Origin of the sequence: Streptomyces sp. NTH33, from assembly GCF_003236365.1 — a bacterium.
GTDB lineage: Bacteria > Actinomycetota > Actinomycetes > Streptomycetales > Streptomycetaceae > Streptomyces.
Genome location: NZ_POTZ01000131.1, coordinates 1 through 15,257 on the forward strand (window position 1 = coordinate 1; position 15,257 = coordinate 15,257).

Annotated in this window: 14 protein-coding genes; 8 read left to right on the plus strand and 6 right to left on the minus strand. The window is 69.1% G+C overall.

The window, feature by feature from the left end; translation table 11 throughout:
* The first annotated feature begins 278 nt into the window (after positions 1-278).
* Entirely contained in the window at positions 279-884 is a 606-nt protein-coding gene (locus C1I97_RS15205) for a replication-relaxation family protein (RefSeq protein ID WP_258382576.1), read from the plus strand.
* Between the two features lie 68 nt (positions 885-952).
* A complete protein-coding gene (locus C1I97_RS15210) occupies positions 953-3,079 on the plus strand; it encodes a serine/threonine-protein kinase (protein WP_111003752.1) in 2,127 nt (708 codons plus the stop codon).
* Positions 3,080-3,904: 825 nt separating this feature from the next.
* On the opposite strand, the gene C1I97_RS15220 is transcribed toward C1I97_RS15210, so the two are convergent.
* Complete coding sequence (locus tag C1I97_RS15220; protein WP_111003754.1) at positions 3,905-4,702, minus strand: DUF5677 domain-containing protein; 798 nt, start codon at positions 4,700-4,702, stop codon at positions 3,905-3,907.
* A gap of 227 nt (positions 4,703-4,929) precedes the next feature.
* The gene (locus C1I97_RS15225; RefSeq protein WP_111003755.1) at positions 4,930-5,403 is read right to left on the minus strand and encodes a hypothetical protein; all 474 of its coding nucleotides are present in this window, start codon (positions 5,401-5,403) and stop codon (positions 4,930-4,932) included.
* Between the two features lie 262 nt (positions 5,404-5,665).
* Between C1I97_RS15225 and C1I97_RS15230 the strand changes: the two genes are divergently transcribed.
* A complete protein-coding gene (locus C1I97_RS15230; protein WP_111003756.1) occupies positions 5,666-6,130 on the plus strand; it encodes a hypothetical protein in 465 nt (154 codons plus the stop codon).
* A 550-nt stretch (positions 6,131-6,680) separates the two neighbouring features.
* Here the strand turns inward: C1I97_RS15230 and C1I97_RS15235 are convergent.
* The 4 genes from C1I97_RS15235 to mobF all read right to left on the minus strand — a co-directional run bounded on the left by C1I97_RS15235 (position 6,681) and on the right by mobF (position 9,511).
* Positions 6,681-7,070 (minus strand): hypothetical protein, encoded by a 390-nt coding sequence (locus tag C1I97_RS15235; protein ID WP_111003757.1) that lies wholly within the window; start codon positions 7,068-7,070, stop codon positions 6,681-6,683.
* Positions 7,071-7,155: 85 nt separating this feature from the next.
* The gene (locus tag C1I97_RS15240) at positions 7,156-7,374 is read right to left on the minus strand and encodes a hypothetical protein (RefSeq protein WP_146608223.1); all 219 of its coding nucleotides are present in this window, start codon (positions 7,372-7,374) and stop codon (positions 7,156-7,158) included.
* Positions 7,375-7,397: 23 nt separating this feature from the next.
* A complete protein-coding gene (locus C1I97_RS15245) occupies positions 7,398-7,745 on the minus strand; it encodes a hypothetical protein (RefSeq protein WP_111003759.1) in 348 nt (115 codons plus the stop codon).
* On the minus strand, positions 7,742-9,511 hold the full coding sequence (gene mobF / locus C1I97_RS15250; protein WP_258382577.1) for a MobF family relaxase: 1,770 nt from the start codon (positions 9,509-9,511) through the stop codon (positions 7,742-7,744). Before mobF ends, C1I97_RS15245 begins: the two co-directional genes overlap by 4 nt.
* A gap of 159 nt (positions 9,512-9,670) precedes the next feature.
* On the opposite strand from mobF, the gene C1I97_RS39275 reads away from it, so the two are divergent.
* From C1I97_RS39275 to C1I97_RS15270, 5 genes are all read left to right on the plus strand, one after another.
* On the plus strand, positions 9,671-9,871 hold the full coding sequence (locus C1I97_RS39275) for a hypothetical protein (RefSeq protein WP_146608224.1): 201 nt from the start codon (positions 9,671-9,673) through the stop codon (positions 9,869-9,871).
* Positions 9,872-10,039: 168 nt separating this feature from the next.
* Positions 10,040-10,801, plus strand: a complete 762-nt coding sequence (locus C1I97_RS15255; protein WP_181446734.1) for a TnsA-like heteromeric transposase endonuclease subunit — start codon at positions 10,040-10,042, stop codon at positions 10,799-10,801.
* Positions 10,798-12,834, plus strand: a complete 2,037-nt coding sequence (locus tag C1I97_RS15260; protein WP_181446735.1) for a Mu transposase C-terminal domain-containing protein — start codon at positions 10,798-10,800, stop codon at positions 12,832-12,834. Before C1I97_RS15255 ends, C1I97_RS15260 begins: the two co-directional genes overlap by 4 nt.
* On the plus strand, positions 12,831-13,916 hold the full coding sequence (locus tag C1I97_RS15265; protein WP_258382578.1) for an ATP-binding protein: 1,086 nt from the start codon (positions 12,831-12,833) through the stop codon (positions 13,914-13,916). The genes C1I97_RS15260 and C1I97_RS15265 overlap by 4 nt, the downstream gene beginning before the upstream one ends.
* A partial coding sequence (locus C1I97_RS15270) for a TniQ family protein (RefSeq protein ID WP_111003761.1) occupies positions 13,916-15,257 on the plus strand: 1,342 nt, incomplete at its 3' end. The genes C1I97_RS15265 and C1I97_RS15270, both read left to right, overlap by 1 nt.

The window sequence follows — 15,257 nt, forward strand, 5'->3', positions numbered from 1 at the left end:
GGGCACGGGGGCGTAGAGGGGATGTCGGCCTCCCGACCACGGCCGGATCCTCGTGGTGACCTGCGCATTCGCAGAAGGCCGTGGCAGAGGGCGCGGACGGTTGCCGGACGGGTTGTCGGCGGGGATGCGGGCCCAGTCCACGGAGGTGTTGTCGCTTCGTGACCGTGACCGTGGTCGGGGCTCTGGTCGGGGCTGGCTGCCGATGTGACCGGTACGCGCGGTGCCGGGCAGAACGGCATCGCACCGGACGGAAAGCGAGCGGATCCGTGATGATCGGCGTGGACGCAGGCAGCGGGGACCGGCTGACGCTGGGTGTGCTGGCGCAATATCGGATGACCACCACCGAGCAGATGCACCGGGTGATCGCCCCTGGGGTGCGTATCGAGCAGACCCGGCGGCCAGCCCGGTTGCGGGCCGAGGGGGTGGTCGACCGCATCACCCTGCCGCAGGCTGGGCGGACCCGGGTGTGGTTCCCGACCACGTACAGCGGTCAGCTCGCCTGCGAGTGGCCCGAGCTGCGCGGGCACCGCACCTCCAGGACCGTGTCCGATCCGACCGCCGTGCGGCTGAAGGCTGGCCACACGCTGACGGTGACCGAGACCGCGCTCGTCTTCCTCGAGGACGCCCGCCGCCGCAGCAATGTGTGCGAGCCGTTGGACTGGATCCCCGAGGTCCACCATCCGATCGGGAGCGGTGAGGCGGTCATCCCCGACGCGCTCCTTTTACCGACACGACCCCACCGACGAGGATGGGGCGATGCTGCGGGCGTTCGTGGAAGTCGACCGGGCCACCGTGGGCCCGGAACGCCTCGCCGCCAAGCTCACCGCATACGAACACCTCCACCGCTACCTGCCCCTGATCCCAGGGCGCCGGCCACTGGGTAGGATTTCGGCCACCTGCCCCACAAACCCTTGTACGTCGTGGGCTCGCGGGGCAAGTGTGGGGGGACGCTATGGCCGGACGGATACTCGCAGGCCGCTACCAGTTGGACCAACTGCTGGGCCGGGGCGGTATGGGCGAAGTGTGGGCGGCACACGACACCGTGATCCGGCGGCACGTTGCAGTCAAGCTGTTGCGGCCATCCGAAGGGGACGACGGGACTGACCTGTTCCTCCGCGAAGCACGCATGGCAGGTGGCTTGAACCACCCTGGGGTGGTCACAATCTACGACATCGGCCAAGAGCCCGACGGCACTCGCTTCCTCGTCATGGAATTGCTGCATGGACGGGACCTGTCCGCTGCCATGCGTGATGAGGGCCTACCAACCCTCGCGGACGCCCTCGACTGGGCCGTACAGACCGCCGACGCCCTGGCCGCCGCGCATGCGGCAAGGATCGTCCACCGTGATCTCAAGCCAGCCAACCTCATGCTTACTCATGCCGGCAACATCAAGATCCTCGATTTCGGCATCGCCCACTACACCTCCACCGTCACCCAGGCCAGCCGCATCATCGGAACCCCCCACTACATGCCGCCCGAGCGTCTCCTCGGCAAGGCCGGCGACGGCCGCGGCGACCTGTACTCCCTGGGCTGCCTGCTGCACGAACTTCTCACCGGCTCCACCCCGTTCGGCGACCTCGACACGGTTGCGCTGATGTACGCACACCTGCACCGCACCCCTGAGCCCCCCAGTGCCCGAAGCCTCGACGTCCCAGCAGCCCTCGACCAACTCGTCCTGGCCCTGCTTGCCAAAGACCCTGACGACCGCCCCTCCACCGCTGACCAGGTCCGCGACCACCTCCGCGCCCTCACCGTCGCGTCCTCCACAGTGGTGCACCCAAAATCGCTCTCGGCGGCAGTGGAACGCGCAGCAGGAACACCTCTGCCGGTGGTCCTCGGCCAGTCAGTTAGAACGGCGGATGACAGCACGCACGAGGCCGCATCAGGCGACACTACGATCGCCGCACCGGTCCCAGTGAAACGACCGCGCCTGGCAGACACACTGCTCGAGTCGTCGCCTCCATACGGCCTGCACGCCTCGCTACCGACTCCACCAGTGCAAGGCACGCCGCCCACGGCTCCGACGGTTCGTGCCCTCAACCCTACAAAGCGGTTCGCGGCCGCCACCAGCACCCCTTGGACTCGCAAAATCGGCGGCAGCACCCTCTCCGCACCCGTGGTTGCCGACGGCAACATCTACGTCTGCGGATCAGACGACAGGGTGCACGCCCTTGACGCTGCTACCGGTTCCGGGCGATGGGCCTGCGCTATACGTGGCTATATCGGCTTTCACCCCTCACAAGTGGTAGTCGGCGGCACCATCTACATCGGCGGTAGCCCAGGGGTGTACGCCTTGAATGCCGCCACCGGCACCGAGCAGTGGGCTTACACCACACGCGATGAACGCTTCTATCCGCCTGTGGTTGCTGACGGCACCGTCTACATCAGCAGCGACGGGCTCAAAATGTACGCCCTAGATGCCGCCACTGGCGCCGAGCAATGGGTCCAAAGCACAAGCAGTCGCATCGAATCCTCGCCAGTGGTCGCTGACGGTACCGTCTACGTCTGCAGTAGTAACGGTCGTGTGTATGCGATGGATGCCGGCACCGGCGGCACGCGGTGGACCCACCGCGCCGACGCCTACTCCTCGCCCGCGGTCGCTAACGGAACCGTCTACTTCGGCAGTGGGGACAACCGTCTGTATGCCCTGGATGCCGCCACCGGCACCGAGCGGTGGGCCCACCGCGCCTACACCACCCTCGAAGCCTCGCCAGTGGTCGTCGACGGAACCGTCTACCTTGGGTGCATGGACGGCCTTGTGCATGCCCTGGATGCTGCCACCGGTGCCGAGCAATGGATAGTCGACACCGCCGACTCGTCTGAGCACGCGGATGATGGCGACGACCATCGGTCCTCTCCCGTGGTCATCGAGAGAACCGTCTACATCACCAGCAACGATGGCAACGCGCTGTCCGCCCTGGATGCCACCACCGGCGCTAAGCGGTGGACCCACACCTCCGGCAACGACGACTTCTCCACGTTCTCCACGCCTGCGGTCGCCAACGGTATGGTCTACATCACCAAGGGGGACAAGGCGCACGCCTTGAACGCCACCACCGGCGCCGGTTCAACAGCCTGACAGCCCTAGTGACCTGTAAACATGCAGGTTTCCTATACAGCCGTGCTGGTCGTCGGCATACCAGTACGACATCTTTTCCGCACAGGTACGCAAGAGCACGCTCCGGCCGCACAGCGGCGATGGCTCCCGGCGGGGTACAGCGGAAGTCCCGCCCCCCAGGGGAGGGGGCGGGACGGTGGGGCTCGCGGGGCGAGGGCCCGGAAGGCGTCAGTGAACGAGCGGCACGATAATTTCCACGAGCGCGGCGATCACGGCCAGGGCTTCGAGCCCCAGTCGGATCCACCACTGGTGGCGCTGGTACCACGCGGGAGCCTTGAGATCGTCCATCGGCCTTCCTCTCACCTCGCTCGGCTCGCCTGGCCCGGCCTTTCGAACACCCTTGTCGGGCGGTGTGAGCTGCGGTGATGGGCACGACGTTGGAATCGTTCGCGGCACCGTTCACGGCACTGGATTCCGGGCCGCCCGGAGGCCGCTCAGCACCCCTTGACCAGGTCGGGCGCGGCTCCGAGTCGGGCTGCCGGGCGCTGCTGGTGTACGTCATGACGAGGCTCCTCACCCAGGTGGCGCGGGGGTCCGGATGGAAGTCCCCCGTCACCTGGTAGAGGTGTGGCGGAAGTCGACGGTGTGACACTCCACTGAGTGCCGTTACCGAGCCGTGATCGTCAGGCAGGTGCGGTTGTCCGGTGCCACTGATCCTTGACCGGTTGCCACTGAAGCTGGACGACTATGCGGTTCGTGCCATCACACCTTGACCACCTGGTCGGCCTGGCGCATTGCGCGACGGTAGTCGGTGCCCCGGCCGGTGGCGCAACGAGATCGGCCCGGCTACGGCGTGCGGGTCGGAACCACCTGCAGACCCTCCAGCCCCAAGTCCGCAATCGCCTGGTCGACGGCCGGACGCAGTGGGTCGCCGTCGAGCAGCGGGCTGAACACATGGGCAGCCTGCAGGAGGGCGATCGTCAGCTGGATGACGTAGACGTAGCCGAGGTCGACGGCGGCGGATCGAACCTGCACGTCCCCACTGCTGGCGTCTTGTGCGAGGTAGGCGCTGGCCGTCTGCACCGAGGTGTGCGACATCCCCGAGAGGTGCTTGTAAACCGGGTAGACGTCGGCCGAGCCGTACCTCTTCAGCATGGTGGCGACGTTGCCGAGTTCGTCCTTGAGTCGCTTGTGCAGCGCCTCAGCAGCGGCGTCGCGGACCGGTTCGGGGTTGGCCGCAGTGTATGCATCGATCTCCGCGCGGTACTGCGCCGCGATCGGCCACCCGGTTCTGTCCAGCCAGCCCTGGAGCTTCTCCCGCTCGTCCGCCCCCACCGACGCCAGGGCATCCACCGCGGCCTCACCGTTGTCGACCAGCCAGTTGATGGCGTAGGCGTGGTTGAAGATGTTCCGCATGAGGGGCGCGACTTCGGGAGCGGTGTAGCCGTTGTCCACCAGCAGGAGGACAGCGGCTGAGGTCCGGTTGACGAGCCGCCACCAGCTGTAGACCCCGAGCACCACCTTGTAGTTCTCGACCGGGAGGCTCAGGTGGGAGGCGACGAGCCTGTCACCGGCCTCCAGAAGCAGGGAGGCCGCAGCACGGGCGCGCTCGGCCGTCTCCTTGTCGTCCGCGAGTTCAGTCACGGTCCCGAACTCTAGGCCTGCCCATAAGATCCTGCGAAATCGATTAGTTGACGTCGATGATCACCGGTCGGGTGGTGTCAGCACAGGGCGAGCAAGATCCTCGCGATGTTGCACGTCGGGTCGGGTGGTGATGGATATGACGGCACCCAGCGATGGCGAACCAGATGGTCAAGGGTCGACGGCACGATCCGCGCGGTCGTCCAACTTCAGTGGCAATAGGTCAAGAATCAGTGGCATCGGACAGCGGTGCAGAGTTCGGAGACGATCGTGAACGAGGTCGTCACCATCGGCACCGCCATGGCCGGCGGCATCACCGCGTGCGTGGTCTGGCCGTGCGCCATGCCGTTGCGGATCTGCCGGCCGTAGTCGAGGTACTCCGCCTGCCGTGCCGTCAAGATGCCGTCGGCGGCGCCCTGCTTGATGAGCTGGTGCAGCGGCTTCTTGCCCGTGTCCGGGATGCGGTCGCGCAGCACGATCTCCACCGCGATCAGGGAGTGCATGACCGCCACGGTGGAGAACTCGTAGCAGTAGTACGACTGGCGCAGCAGCTCGCGGGCCGTCCGCAGGACGATCGCTGCGGCCTCGGGAGCTCCGGCGGGCACGACCAGGTCCTCAACGAGGTCGTGCATGTCGGCGTAGCTGCCGACGAAGTAGTGGGCACGTTCGTCCGGGACCGGGAACGGCAGCCGCTGCGTGGTCATCCCCGCAGTCTCCCAGCGGCACGCCCCCGGGCGGCAGCGGCTTTTCCCTCGGCCGTCGCGCAGCGTGCCGGGACGGAGATCTCTCCCCACCGGAATGGGCGGAATGTCGCAGGTAGCGGAACTCGACAAGGGGCAGCGCAGGCGCCGGCCAGGCGAGCCCGCTCACCGTCGGTGCAGCGAACTCTATCCACAGGCGTCCGCTCTGAAGATCGCTTCTGAGGCCGCCGCGACCGGCGCGGCGCCCCGTACGTGAGGAGCCATCATGCCCACCACCAACATGCCGCTCGCCCCGATGACCCCGGACGCGGCCATCAGCGCGTTCAGCTACCTCCGCGCCGTCCAGGCCGACGACGTCGAAGCCGCCCGCGAGTTCGCCAGCGGCGAGCCGCGGATGCCCGAGCTGCTCGTCGACGTCGTCGAACGGATCGTCGTCCCCGTCACTGCACTGCCCGGCCCGGAGGCGGGCGAGCCGTGCGCGGACACTTTCGCCCTGGAGGCCCTCGGACGCGTCTTCGTGACCTCGCTGCGGACCTGGGCGCAGGCCGGGCCGGACACGGCGGAAGGCATCGCCCGCTCCGTCATCGACTTCGCCTTGCAGTTCCTCACCGAGGACCATGAGGACATCGCCGACACTCTGCGCCAGCTGGAGGCCGTCGGAGTGGGCCAGGCCCTCGATGCCCACCCTGCACTGGCCGGCTCGCACCCGGTGCGCCTGACCGTCGTGTAGGCGCACCCGACGCGCGCCACCGCCGCGCGACGCACCGCATCGCCCATCGTGGTGCGTTCCATCGGCATCGCCGCACCGCACCTGGCGCGCCACGGCTGGGCGGGCTCCCCTATCACACACCCCCTTGACCACGACCTGATCGCCAGCCGAAAGGGGCTGCGTCAAGGGGAAACGTCCTCGGTGGCGGACCTGGTCAAGGGGTAGCGGACACCACCGGCCGCACCCGGTCAAAGGGTCGGTCGGCGGTAGGCGCACCGGTGCGGTGCGGGACATCAGGTGCGGCGCACCGGGCGCGCGCGAGAGTAACGGGCATCGTCGGGTGGTGCGCCACCGGATGCGGCGACGGACATCGCGGTGCGCACCACGTGGCGTGCATCGTCATCCGGCGCACCGGAGTGGAGTCCACTCGGTGGATCCCATCGGCCCATCGGACTGGGGAAGAGTCGGTGTTCCAACCCTGCGCTATTCGGCCCGGAAGCTAGATGATCAATTTCAAGGGCTGCCTGCGGAGGGTTTGGTGTGGGCGGTGGCCGAAGCCACCGCGAAACGGTCAGGCGTCAGGGTCGACTTCGGGGTGCGTGAACCGCACGGGCTTGCCCAGCGACCGGGCGTAGGCGATTTCGGCTCGGGTGCTGTCTCCGATGTAGTCGCCGACTACGAGCACCTCATCAGCGAGCCGGATCTTCGCCCGGTGCAGACCGTCGAGTCGAACCTTCAGCGCCTCGGCCTCGACAGGATCGGACCAAAGTTCGTACGGCGACTTCATGTCTACGCCCGGTTTGACGACAATCTTTCCGTCTTTAGTCTCCCGCAGATCGGCCTCGTTCATCTCGGTCATGAAGCGGGTGGAGCCGCAGATCACGACGATATGCGGGAGGCTCAACAGCTTCTTCGCGTCGGCGAGCTTCTCCTCGGGGGTGAGCAGTTGCGGGTATGACACTGGTTCCTCCTGGTGGTGCGGTCCAAGGGGTGCCTGCGGAGACGAGAACGAGGGTGCCCAAGATCGGTCCTCGAAGTCGCGGGGACTAGTCGGTGGATTGAACAGCTTCGAGGTATTCAGCCCAGCTGTTTTGGGCGTACTGAGCCCAGGCGTAGGCGGTGTGGGGGTGGACGCCGAAGAGGTCGCTGACCACGATCGGAGGGAGGTCGGTGATCGCTTCCAACATGGCCGTGTTGCGGGCACTGATGCCCGGCAGGCCGTGCAGTGTGCATCGCCACTGGATGCAGAACATCGTGGGCTCCACTCGGTGGACGATGCCCGGCATCGTCACCACAGCCAGGCGGTGGAGTGCCGCACCCGGGACAGGGCGCGGGCGTCGCGGCGCGCGGCCGCGTTGCCGATCCGGTTCTGCCGGGACCGGGGCCGGCGCGACTGCGCGGCGGCGAGGCGGCGCTTCCCGGCGTCCTGGAGTCGCCGCCGCTGCTTGCGCAGCTCCTGCTTCTTCGCCGCCTTCGACTTCGGCTTCCGGGGGCGCTTCCAGATCGGCTGCCACCCCAAGGGCTCATCGGACTCGGGCTCCTGGTCCTCATCGAGCGCGGCGGATATGTCCTTGGCGGCTGCGCGGGCGCGGGCGAGGGCGTCATCAAGGCTGGGTTGTTCTTCCGGGGTGCTCACGCGACTCCTCCTGTGGTCCGGCCCGGCGTGTGCTGGGTGCCGGGCTGCTGGGTGTGCGGCGGCCGGGCCGTCACCGGGGCGGGCTGCGCTCGGGGGCCGTGGGTGAGGGCACGCTCCCGGGCGCCTTCCTGGACCCTGGCGAGGGCGGCCTCAGCAAGCGTCCGGCGGGTCTGCTCCACCGTGTCGACGTCGGTCGTCTGCTCCGGGACGCGGCCGGCCTTCCGGTCCGAGTGGAACGGCCGCGGGCGCGACCTCGAGGCGGCGGGCACGGCGACGGTGCGCGGCCGGGCCCGGACCCTCAGCGCGTCGGCGGCGAGGCGGGCCCGCTCGTACGGCGTCGCGGTCCGCTTGCGGGTCAGCGGGCGCAGCACGGCCTGGTCCTCGGTGTCGCGGGGGTATAGGGCGCGCAGGTCGGCGGTCATCATCCGTCGGCCGGCCGGGCGGGTGTAGTCGTCGATGACCGTCTGCACGATCTGTTCGTCCAGGCCCGCCTGGTGGGGCCGGCCGCGCAGGACATAGGAGAGGTGGCGGCGGGCTTCGGCGAGCAGGTGGTGGCGCTTGAACGCGCCGCGCATCACGTACACCACGGCGACGACGTCGACGGCCGCCAGGGCGATGTCGACCACCGGCCGGACCCGCGCCCACACCGCCGCGGCCGCCGCCCGCGCCCGCTCCGCCAGCCGGTCGACGACGTCGGCACCGTAGGCCCGGACCGCTGAATCCCGCCATCGCTCGCGTAGCTCGGTCAGCGACAGCAGCACCGTGCGTTTGGGCGGGCGCGTCTGGTCGGCGGCCTGGCAGCCCAGCGCGTAGGCGGCCCGCTCCCCCGGCGGGTGCCCCTGCCGTTCTTCGTAGTCGGCGGTGAGGACGGACAGCGCGTCCTCGATCTGCTGGCGGCGGGTCGACTGCCAGCCGATGAGCCGCTGGTCGATGCCCGCGATCTCCATGACGGGCCGGCGGCCGGGCGTCACCTCGCGCGGCTCCCAGGCCCACCCGAGCCGGGCGGACACTTCCTCCATGAAGTAGAGGGTGTAGAGGGTGTCGGCCGCGACGATGTGGGCCAGCATCGAGTCCGCCGACAGGTTGCCCCACGTCCCCTTGTCGTCCGACCGCCGGGCGCGGATCGACACCACCGCATGATCATGGAGAAGTGGCTTTCCGGCTCTGGACTCGTAGTGCCGGAACACTGCGACGATCAGCCCGTCCCGGATCGGCTTGCGGTGCTTGCCGCCGCTCCCCCAGCGGATCTGTGCGACCGAGTCCCCCAGCCACGCCAGCGTCTTGTCCCGGGAGATGTCCTGGCACAGCTCCAGCACCAGGCGGGTCTCGTCATCCCCGAACGCCCACGCGATGTGTGCCGTCGGCGGGGGCCGGAACACCAGGTCCATGCCCAGCCAGGGCGTCCGTTCCTTGGCCTTGTCGGTCTCCGGTGACTGGTTGTGCTCGATGGGCCTGCCCAGCACGGTCGCCCGCCGGGCCTGCGCCGGGCTCTTGCCCTCCGTCAGGAGCTCGCGCTCGATCCGGTCGGCGTCCGGGTGCCGGCCTTCCCCCAGGAGCAGTTCGGCCTGCCGCTCGGTCACCACGTCCCCGGCCGCAAGGCCGACCGCGGCCAGGCCCCGGCCCTTCCACACGCCGGGCGGGACACCGGCTTCGTCCTGGGCGGCGCGCAGCGGCTTGCCCGCAGGGCGGTGACCGTCGCCGACCATCACGCCGCGGAAGAGATAGCGCCACCCGTTACCCGGGCGAACCTCCGCTTTGCTGATCATCGCCCCATGGAACCCCGGCGTTGACCTGCGAAAAAACGTGATCCGAAGTCCTTCCCGCCGGGCGGGAGGCCATCACCAGATCTTTACCAGTGCGCCCGTCAGGCGGGCCGCCCAGTGAGCCCGAGACGGTAAGCCGCCGACGTGTGCACTCTCCCGCCCATGCATACGACAAGAACCGGAATTGCCTGCGCTCTCTGCCACACGCCGACCACGGAGGTGGTGTACCTGGTCCTCAGCGCTCAGTCGCCCTTCCCACAACGAGAGGACGTCAAGGACCGCTGGTGCCCCGCCGGCTGCCACCTGCCCCGCCCCGAGCAGTGGAAGGAGGCGATGCCGCCACTCCACAGCAGCAACGCCTGACGGTGCCGTGCGAATGCTGCGCCACAAGAGCGCTCAGGTAGTCACTCGTACTGCTGGACCTGCAGCTGCTGTCTAGTACTGGTCGACCTTGCATAGGTCAGCTTTAAGCTGCATGGGATCTTGCATAGGTCAGCGTGACCTTGCATCGAGGGGCGGGGTTAGCTGGTCGTGGTGCATGCGTTAGGGGTGCTGCCGGGCGGTACGGCCGGGCCGCCTGTGGAGGGGTTCGAGGTCGCGTACATCGAACCGGATGGGTCGGAACTCCGCCGTCCGCTGGCAGATGTGTGGGCGGTGCGGTTCGAGGGCGTCGCGCCGGTACGCGAGTTCACGTCGTACAAGGGCCAGCGTCATCTGCCGGGGCTGTGGTGGTCATCCACCGCCGACGGGCATATCGGGTACGAGTCCTGGCTGGAGCGCGATCATGTGATGCTGCTGGACTTCGACCCGTCCGTGGTGGCGGTGTCCTCGCAGCCGTTCTGGCTGTTCTGGCGGTCAGATACGGGCAAGGGCATCTCGCACGCGCCGGACTACTTCGCCCGCCGCGACGACGGCACCGCGATCGTGGTCGACTGCCGCCCGGCGGAACGTCGCAAGCCGCGGGACTGGGCGAAATTCGAGGCGACGCAGGCAGCCTGCGACCAGGTGGGGTGGGAGTTTCGGCTGGTGGGGGCGCCGGACGCGATCGTGGTACGGAATGTGCGGTGGCTGGCGGGCTACCGCACGCCCCGGCACCGGGTGGAGCCGGTCGTCTCCGGGCTGCGGGAGGTGTTCGCTGAGCCGTTGTCGCTGGTCGACGGGGCCACGATGGTGGGAGACCCGGTCGCGGTGCTGCCGGTGCTGTTCCATCTGCTGTGGTCGCATGAGCTGGTGGTGGACGTGTCGGTGCCGCTGCACGCCGCCTCACTCGTGTCGTCGGGGGCGGTGCGGTGAGGGCGGATCAGAGCGCCGCCGTGCTGCGGCCCGGGGACTGGATCACCTACGACGGCGGGGATCACCAGGTGGTGGCCCTGGCGGGGATATCGGTGCGGCTGCGCTCGGCCGCCGGGACCGAGTCGGTGGTGCTGGCCTCGTATCTGATGGCGGCGCCGGACTTCGCAGTCACGGGCACGGAGCCGTTGCCCGTGCTGGAGCCGTTCGGTCTGCTGGCGACGCTGCCGGAGGCGGTGCGGGAAGCCGCGCGGGAGTGGGAACGCCATGTCGTGGAGGTCGAGACGGGGCTGCCGCCCGGCGCCGAGCCGGGCACGCCGGCGCGGCCGGAGTACGACCCGGCGTCCCGTTCGCTGGTGGAGCGGGCCCAGGCCAAGGCGGATGAGCTGGGGGTCAGCCTTCGCACGGTGCAGGGCAAGCGGTCACGGTATGCCCAGCAGGGGTTGTGGGGACTGGTCGACCAGCGGCTGGTGCGGATGTCGGAGGCGACAGGGCGGGCGGATGCCCGGCTGGTGGCGGCGATCAGGGAGGCCCTGGACGCGGAGACACACACCTCGACGGGGACCCGCTCCCGGTTGATCCGCCGGGTGGTCAAGATGGTGGAGGCCGCCCACGGCGAGGGGGTGGTGCCACTGCCGAGCAAGAACACCTTCTACAAGCTCATCGACGCGCTCTCCACCGGCCGGCATACCTTCGGCTCGGCGGTCACGCGGCGGCAGACGGCGAACCGGCCCGAGGGCCCGTTCACGCCGACGTTCGCGGACCGGCCTGGGGAACAGGTTCAGATCGACTCCACCCCGCTGGACGTGATGGTGATGCTCGACTCCGGGCTCACCGTCCGTGCGGATTTAACGGTCGCGGTCGATGTCGCGACCCGCACGATCTGCGCGGCCGTGTTGCGGCCGGTGGGCACGAAGGCGGTGGACGCCTCGCTGCTGCTGGCGCGGATGCTGGTGCCGGAGCCGATGCGGCCAGGCTGGTCACAGTCGCTTCGGATGGCGGCCTCGCGGATGCCGCACCGGCGGTTGCTGGAGGTGGACGCGCGGATGGAACAGGCCGCCGCGAAGCCGGTGATCGTGCCGGACACCGTCGTCATTGACGGCGGGAAGGTGTTCATCTCGGACACGTTCATCCGGGCCTGTGACCGTCTCGGCGTCTCCGTCCAAAGATCAAGACCGCGCACGCCTACCGACAAGGCCATCGTGGAGGCCACATTTTCCGCGATCAACTCGCTGTTCTGCCAGCACCTTGCGGGCTACACCGGGGCGAACGTCTCCCGCCGCGGCGAGAAGGTTGAGGACCGGGCCGTCTGGACCATCCCCGAACTCCAGGACCTCTTGGACGAGTGGCTGCTGGCCGGGTGGCAGGCCAGGCCGCACGATGCTCTGCGCGACCCGTTTAGGCCGAAGAAGGCGGTGTCGCCGAACGACAAGTACGCCTCGCTGGTCGCGGCCTGCGGCTATCTGCCGCTCGTGCTGCGGGGCGAGGACTACCTGGAGCTCTTGCCGGTGGCCTGGCGGGCGGTCAACGACTACGGCATCCGGATCAACTACCGCACCTACGACAGCGCGGGCTTGGGGCCGCACCGGCGCCAGCACTCCGGGCACGCGGCCAAGCGCGGGCTGTGGGAGGTGCATTACGACCCCTACGACCTGTCCCATGTCTTCGTACGCACTCAGCAGGGCTGGATCACCGTCCCGTGGGTCCATCTTCCGCTGGTGAACGCGCCGTTCGCGGACTTCACCTGGCAGCACGCCCGCCGCCTGGCCGCTGAAGCCGGCCTGGACGACACCAACGAAGCGGTCGTCGCCCGCGTCCTGGACGAGTTGCTGACCCGCGCCGAGCACGGGCCGGACAAGCGCACCGCCAAGATCGTGGGCCGCACCCGCGTCGCGGCCGCCGTCCCCGCACCCACCGCAGCCCTCGGGACCGAAACCGAGGCCGCACTCGAACCGGAGCCCGAGATCCAGCCGTCCGCGGCGGTGGTGCCCTTCGGAGTCTTCGACGCCCACGCAGAAGCCGAAAGGTGGCTATGAGCAAGCCCTCCCCTGCCCGCACCCCGGACATGGACGCGGCCGGCCAGGCTCCGCCGGACAGCCCGCTGACCACCAAGGAGGGCTGGCGGCACTTCGTCGGGCACGAGCCGGTCCCGCCCCGGCTGCTTGCGGCCGCCGAACGGGCCACGCTGAGCGGGCGGGAGCGGATGCGCGAGGACGAACGGCGCCGGGAGTATCACGCCGATCTCCCGATGGTGAACACCCCGACCATCCGCAAGGTCATCGCCACGTCCCGGCTGCTGATCCAGCTCAACCGCAACCAGATCTCCGCCCGCCGCGGCGTGATCCTCTCCGGCGCCTCCGGCACCGGGAAGACGACCGCGCTGACCCAGCTGGGGCGGGCCCATGAACTCGCCATCCGCAAGCGGCATCCCCGCGACCGGAGCCGGCTCCCGGTCGTCTATGTCACCGTCCCGCCGGCGGCCACCCCGAAGATGCTCGCGATGGAGTTCGCCCGCTTCTTCGGCCTGTCCTTCCCCACCCGGGCCAACGTCACCGACATCGTCGACGCGGTCTGCGCGACCGCCGCACATGTCCATGTCGACCTCGTACTCGTCGACGAACTACACAACCTGAATCTCGCAACGCGGTCCGGCGCCGAAGCCTCCGACCAGCTGAAGTACTTCGCCGAACGGCTGCCCGCGACCTTCGCCTACGCGGGCATCGACATCGAGTCCCAGGGCCTGTTCGCCGGCACCCGGGGACGGCAGATCGCCGGACGCTTCGTCGTCATCCCCGCCGCCCCGTTCTCCCACGCCACCAACGAGGACCACGCCACCTGGCGGGCCCTGGTCGGCACCCTGGAATCCATGCTCCGTCTGCACCGCCACGAGCCGGGCACACTCACCGAGCTGAGCGAGTACATCTTCCACCGCACCGGCGGCATGATCGGCAGCCTCTCCCAGCTCGTCCGCGGCGCCGCCGTGCTCGCCATCGAGGACGAGAGCGAACGCATCACCGAGGACCTGCTGGCCCTTGTCCCGATCGACTTCGCCGCCGAGCAGTCCGAGCAACTCACCGCCCCGGCCAAGGCGAACAGGCGGCGGAGGCGCGCGGCCTGATGCTCCCCCGCACACTGCCCGACCCCGTTCCGCCCGCCCGGCACGAAATCCCCCCGTCCTACATCAGCCGCCTGGCCACCCTCCACGGCCTGGACGTCAACGGCCTGTGGTTCCAGGTCACCCAGCCCGCATACCCCGGGGCAGGCCGCCGCGTCGTCGAACCCGAACGGCTCGCCGCGCTGACCGGCCGCAGCGCCCACGCCCTGGCCGGGGCGATGCCGGAACTGCGCGACCCGCCGCCCAACTGGGAGATGTTCCGTCACCAGCCGCAGACCGGCTGCCACCTCTGCGACGCCCGCCACCCCGGCGGCCGGGTGGTCCGGCTCCTGCCCCACCACGCCTACGTCTGCCTGCGGCACGGCACCTGGATCGGCCCGCCCGACATCGACCACCCCGCCGTCGATGTCGCCCGGCTCCCGGACATCATCGACGCACAGCGGCGCCACCTGCTCCTCCTGCGGCGCTACGGCTGGGAAGTGACCTACGACGCGGTGCTGACCGGCCTCATGCTCTGCGCGCACGTCTGGTCCGTGGACGGGCGCCCGTCCAGCGCCGTGTTCGGCACCTGGGACACCTGGGACGACCGCCTCGACATTCTGATCCCCTTCGACCGGGAGAAGCAGGACTACGTCGACTACAGCACCTCGCGGTTATTCGCCGCGGTCTATCCCGAAGCCGTCGCCCTGGCCCCGCTGATCGCCTCGCCCTACTGGCGCCGACTGGCCAGCGGCACCGAAGCCGAGCAGGCCCGGTTCTTCGCGGAGGTCGCCAACCGCGTCACCTACCCCTACAGCCCGCCCGACCGCGGCGGTGACGCCGTCGCGCACTGGGCGCTCGCCGACTCCTGGCAGCCACCCAGTCGCCCCCTGGGCACCTACACACCCGGCCGCGTCCGCGGCGCCCTCCCCGGCCTCGCGGCGAACCGGCTCGCCCGGCACGAGAAGAGCGCGATGTGGTTCAGCCGCAGCCGCCGGGACCAGGGCCGCACACTCCTTTTCCACGGCCACCTCAAGCCGGTCCTTCTCCGAGATCGCGAACCTCAGTACGTGAAGTGGGAAGGCACCATCTGGCACAGCACGCGCACCGACGATCAGTTGAAGGAACAGGCCGCGAAAATGCGCCGGGCACTCGAAGCCACATGCTCTCGCCTGCCGCACCAGCGCACGGAAACCGCAAGATCAAATTTCGCAGAACCTCCCGGCCGCCCGCTGCCTGGGAGTGTCATGAATCAGGTGTGCATCTCCCCGAAGGAGTCACCTGATGAGTACGACGATGGATCACCTGATCGAGACCATGGACCGCGTGTCGCTTGCCGTGGCCGGCGGCAGTGTTCAGGGTGCC

Excerpts from the sequence above, each read along its gene's own strand:
- C1I97_RS15210 (WP_111003752.1), top strand. The coding sequence starts at position 953 with ATGGCCGGACGGATACTCGCAGGCCGCTACCAGTTGGACCAACTGCTG.
- C1I97_RS15225 (WP_111003755.1), bottom strand. The coding sequence starts at position 5,403 with ATGACCACGCAGCGGCTGCCGTTCCCGGTCCCGGACGAACGTGCCCAC.
- C1I97_RS15230 (WP_111003756.1), top strand. The coding sequence starts at position 5,666 with ATGCCCACCACCAACATGCCGCTCGCCCCGATGACCCCGGACGCGGCC.
- mobF (WP_258382577.1), bottom strand. The coding sequence starts at position 9,511 with ATGATCAGCAAAGCGGAGGTTCGCCCGGGTAACGGGTGGCGCTATCTC.
- C1I97_RS39275 (WP_146608224.1), top strand. The coding sequence starts at position 9,671 with ATGCATACGACAAGAACCGGAATTGCCTGCGCTCTCTGCCACACGCCG.
- C1I97_RS15265 (WP_258382578.1), top strand. The coding sequence starts at position 12,831 with ATGAGCAAGCCCTCCCCTGCCCGCACCCCGGACATGGACGCGGCCGGC.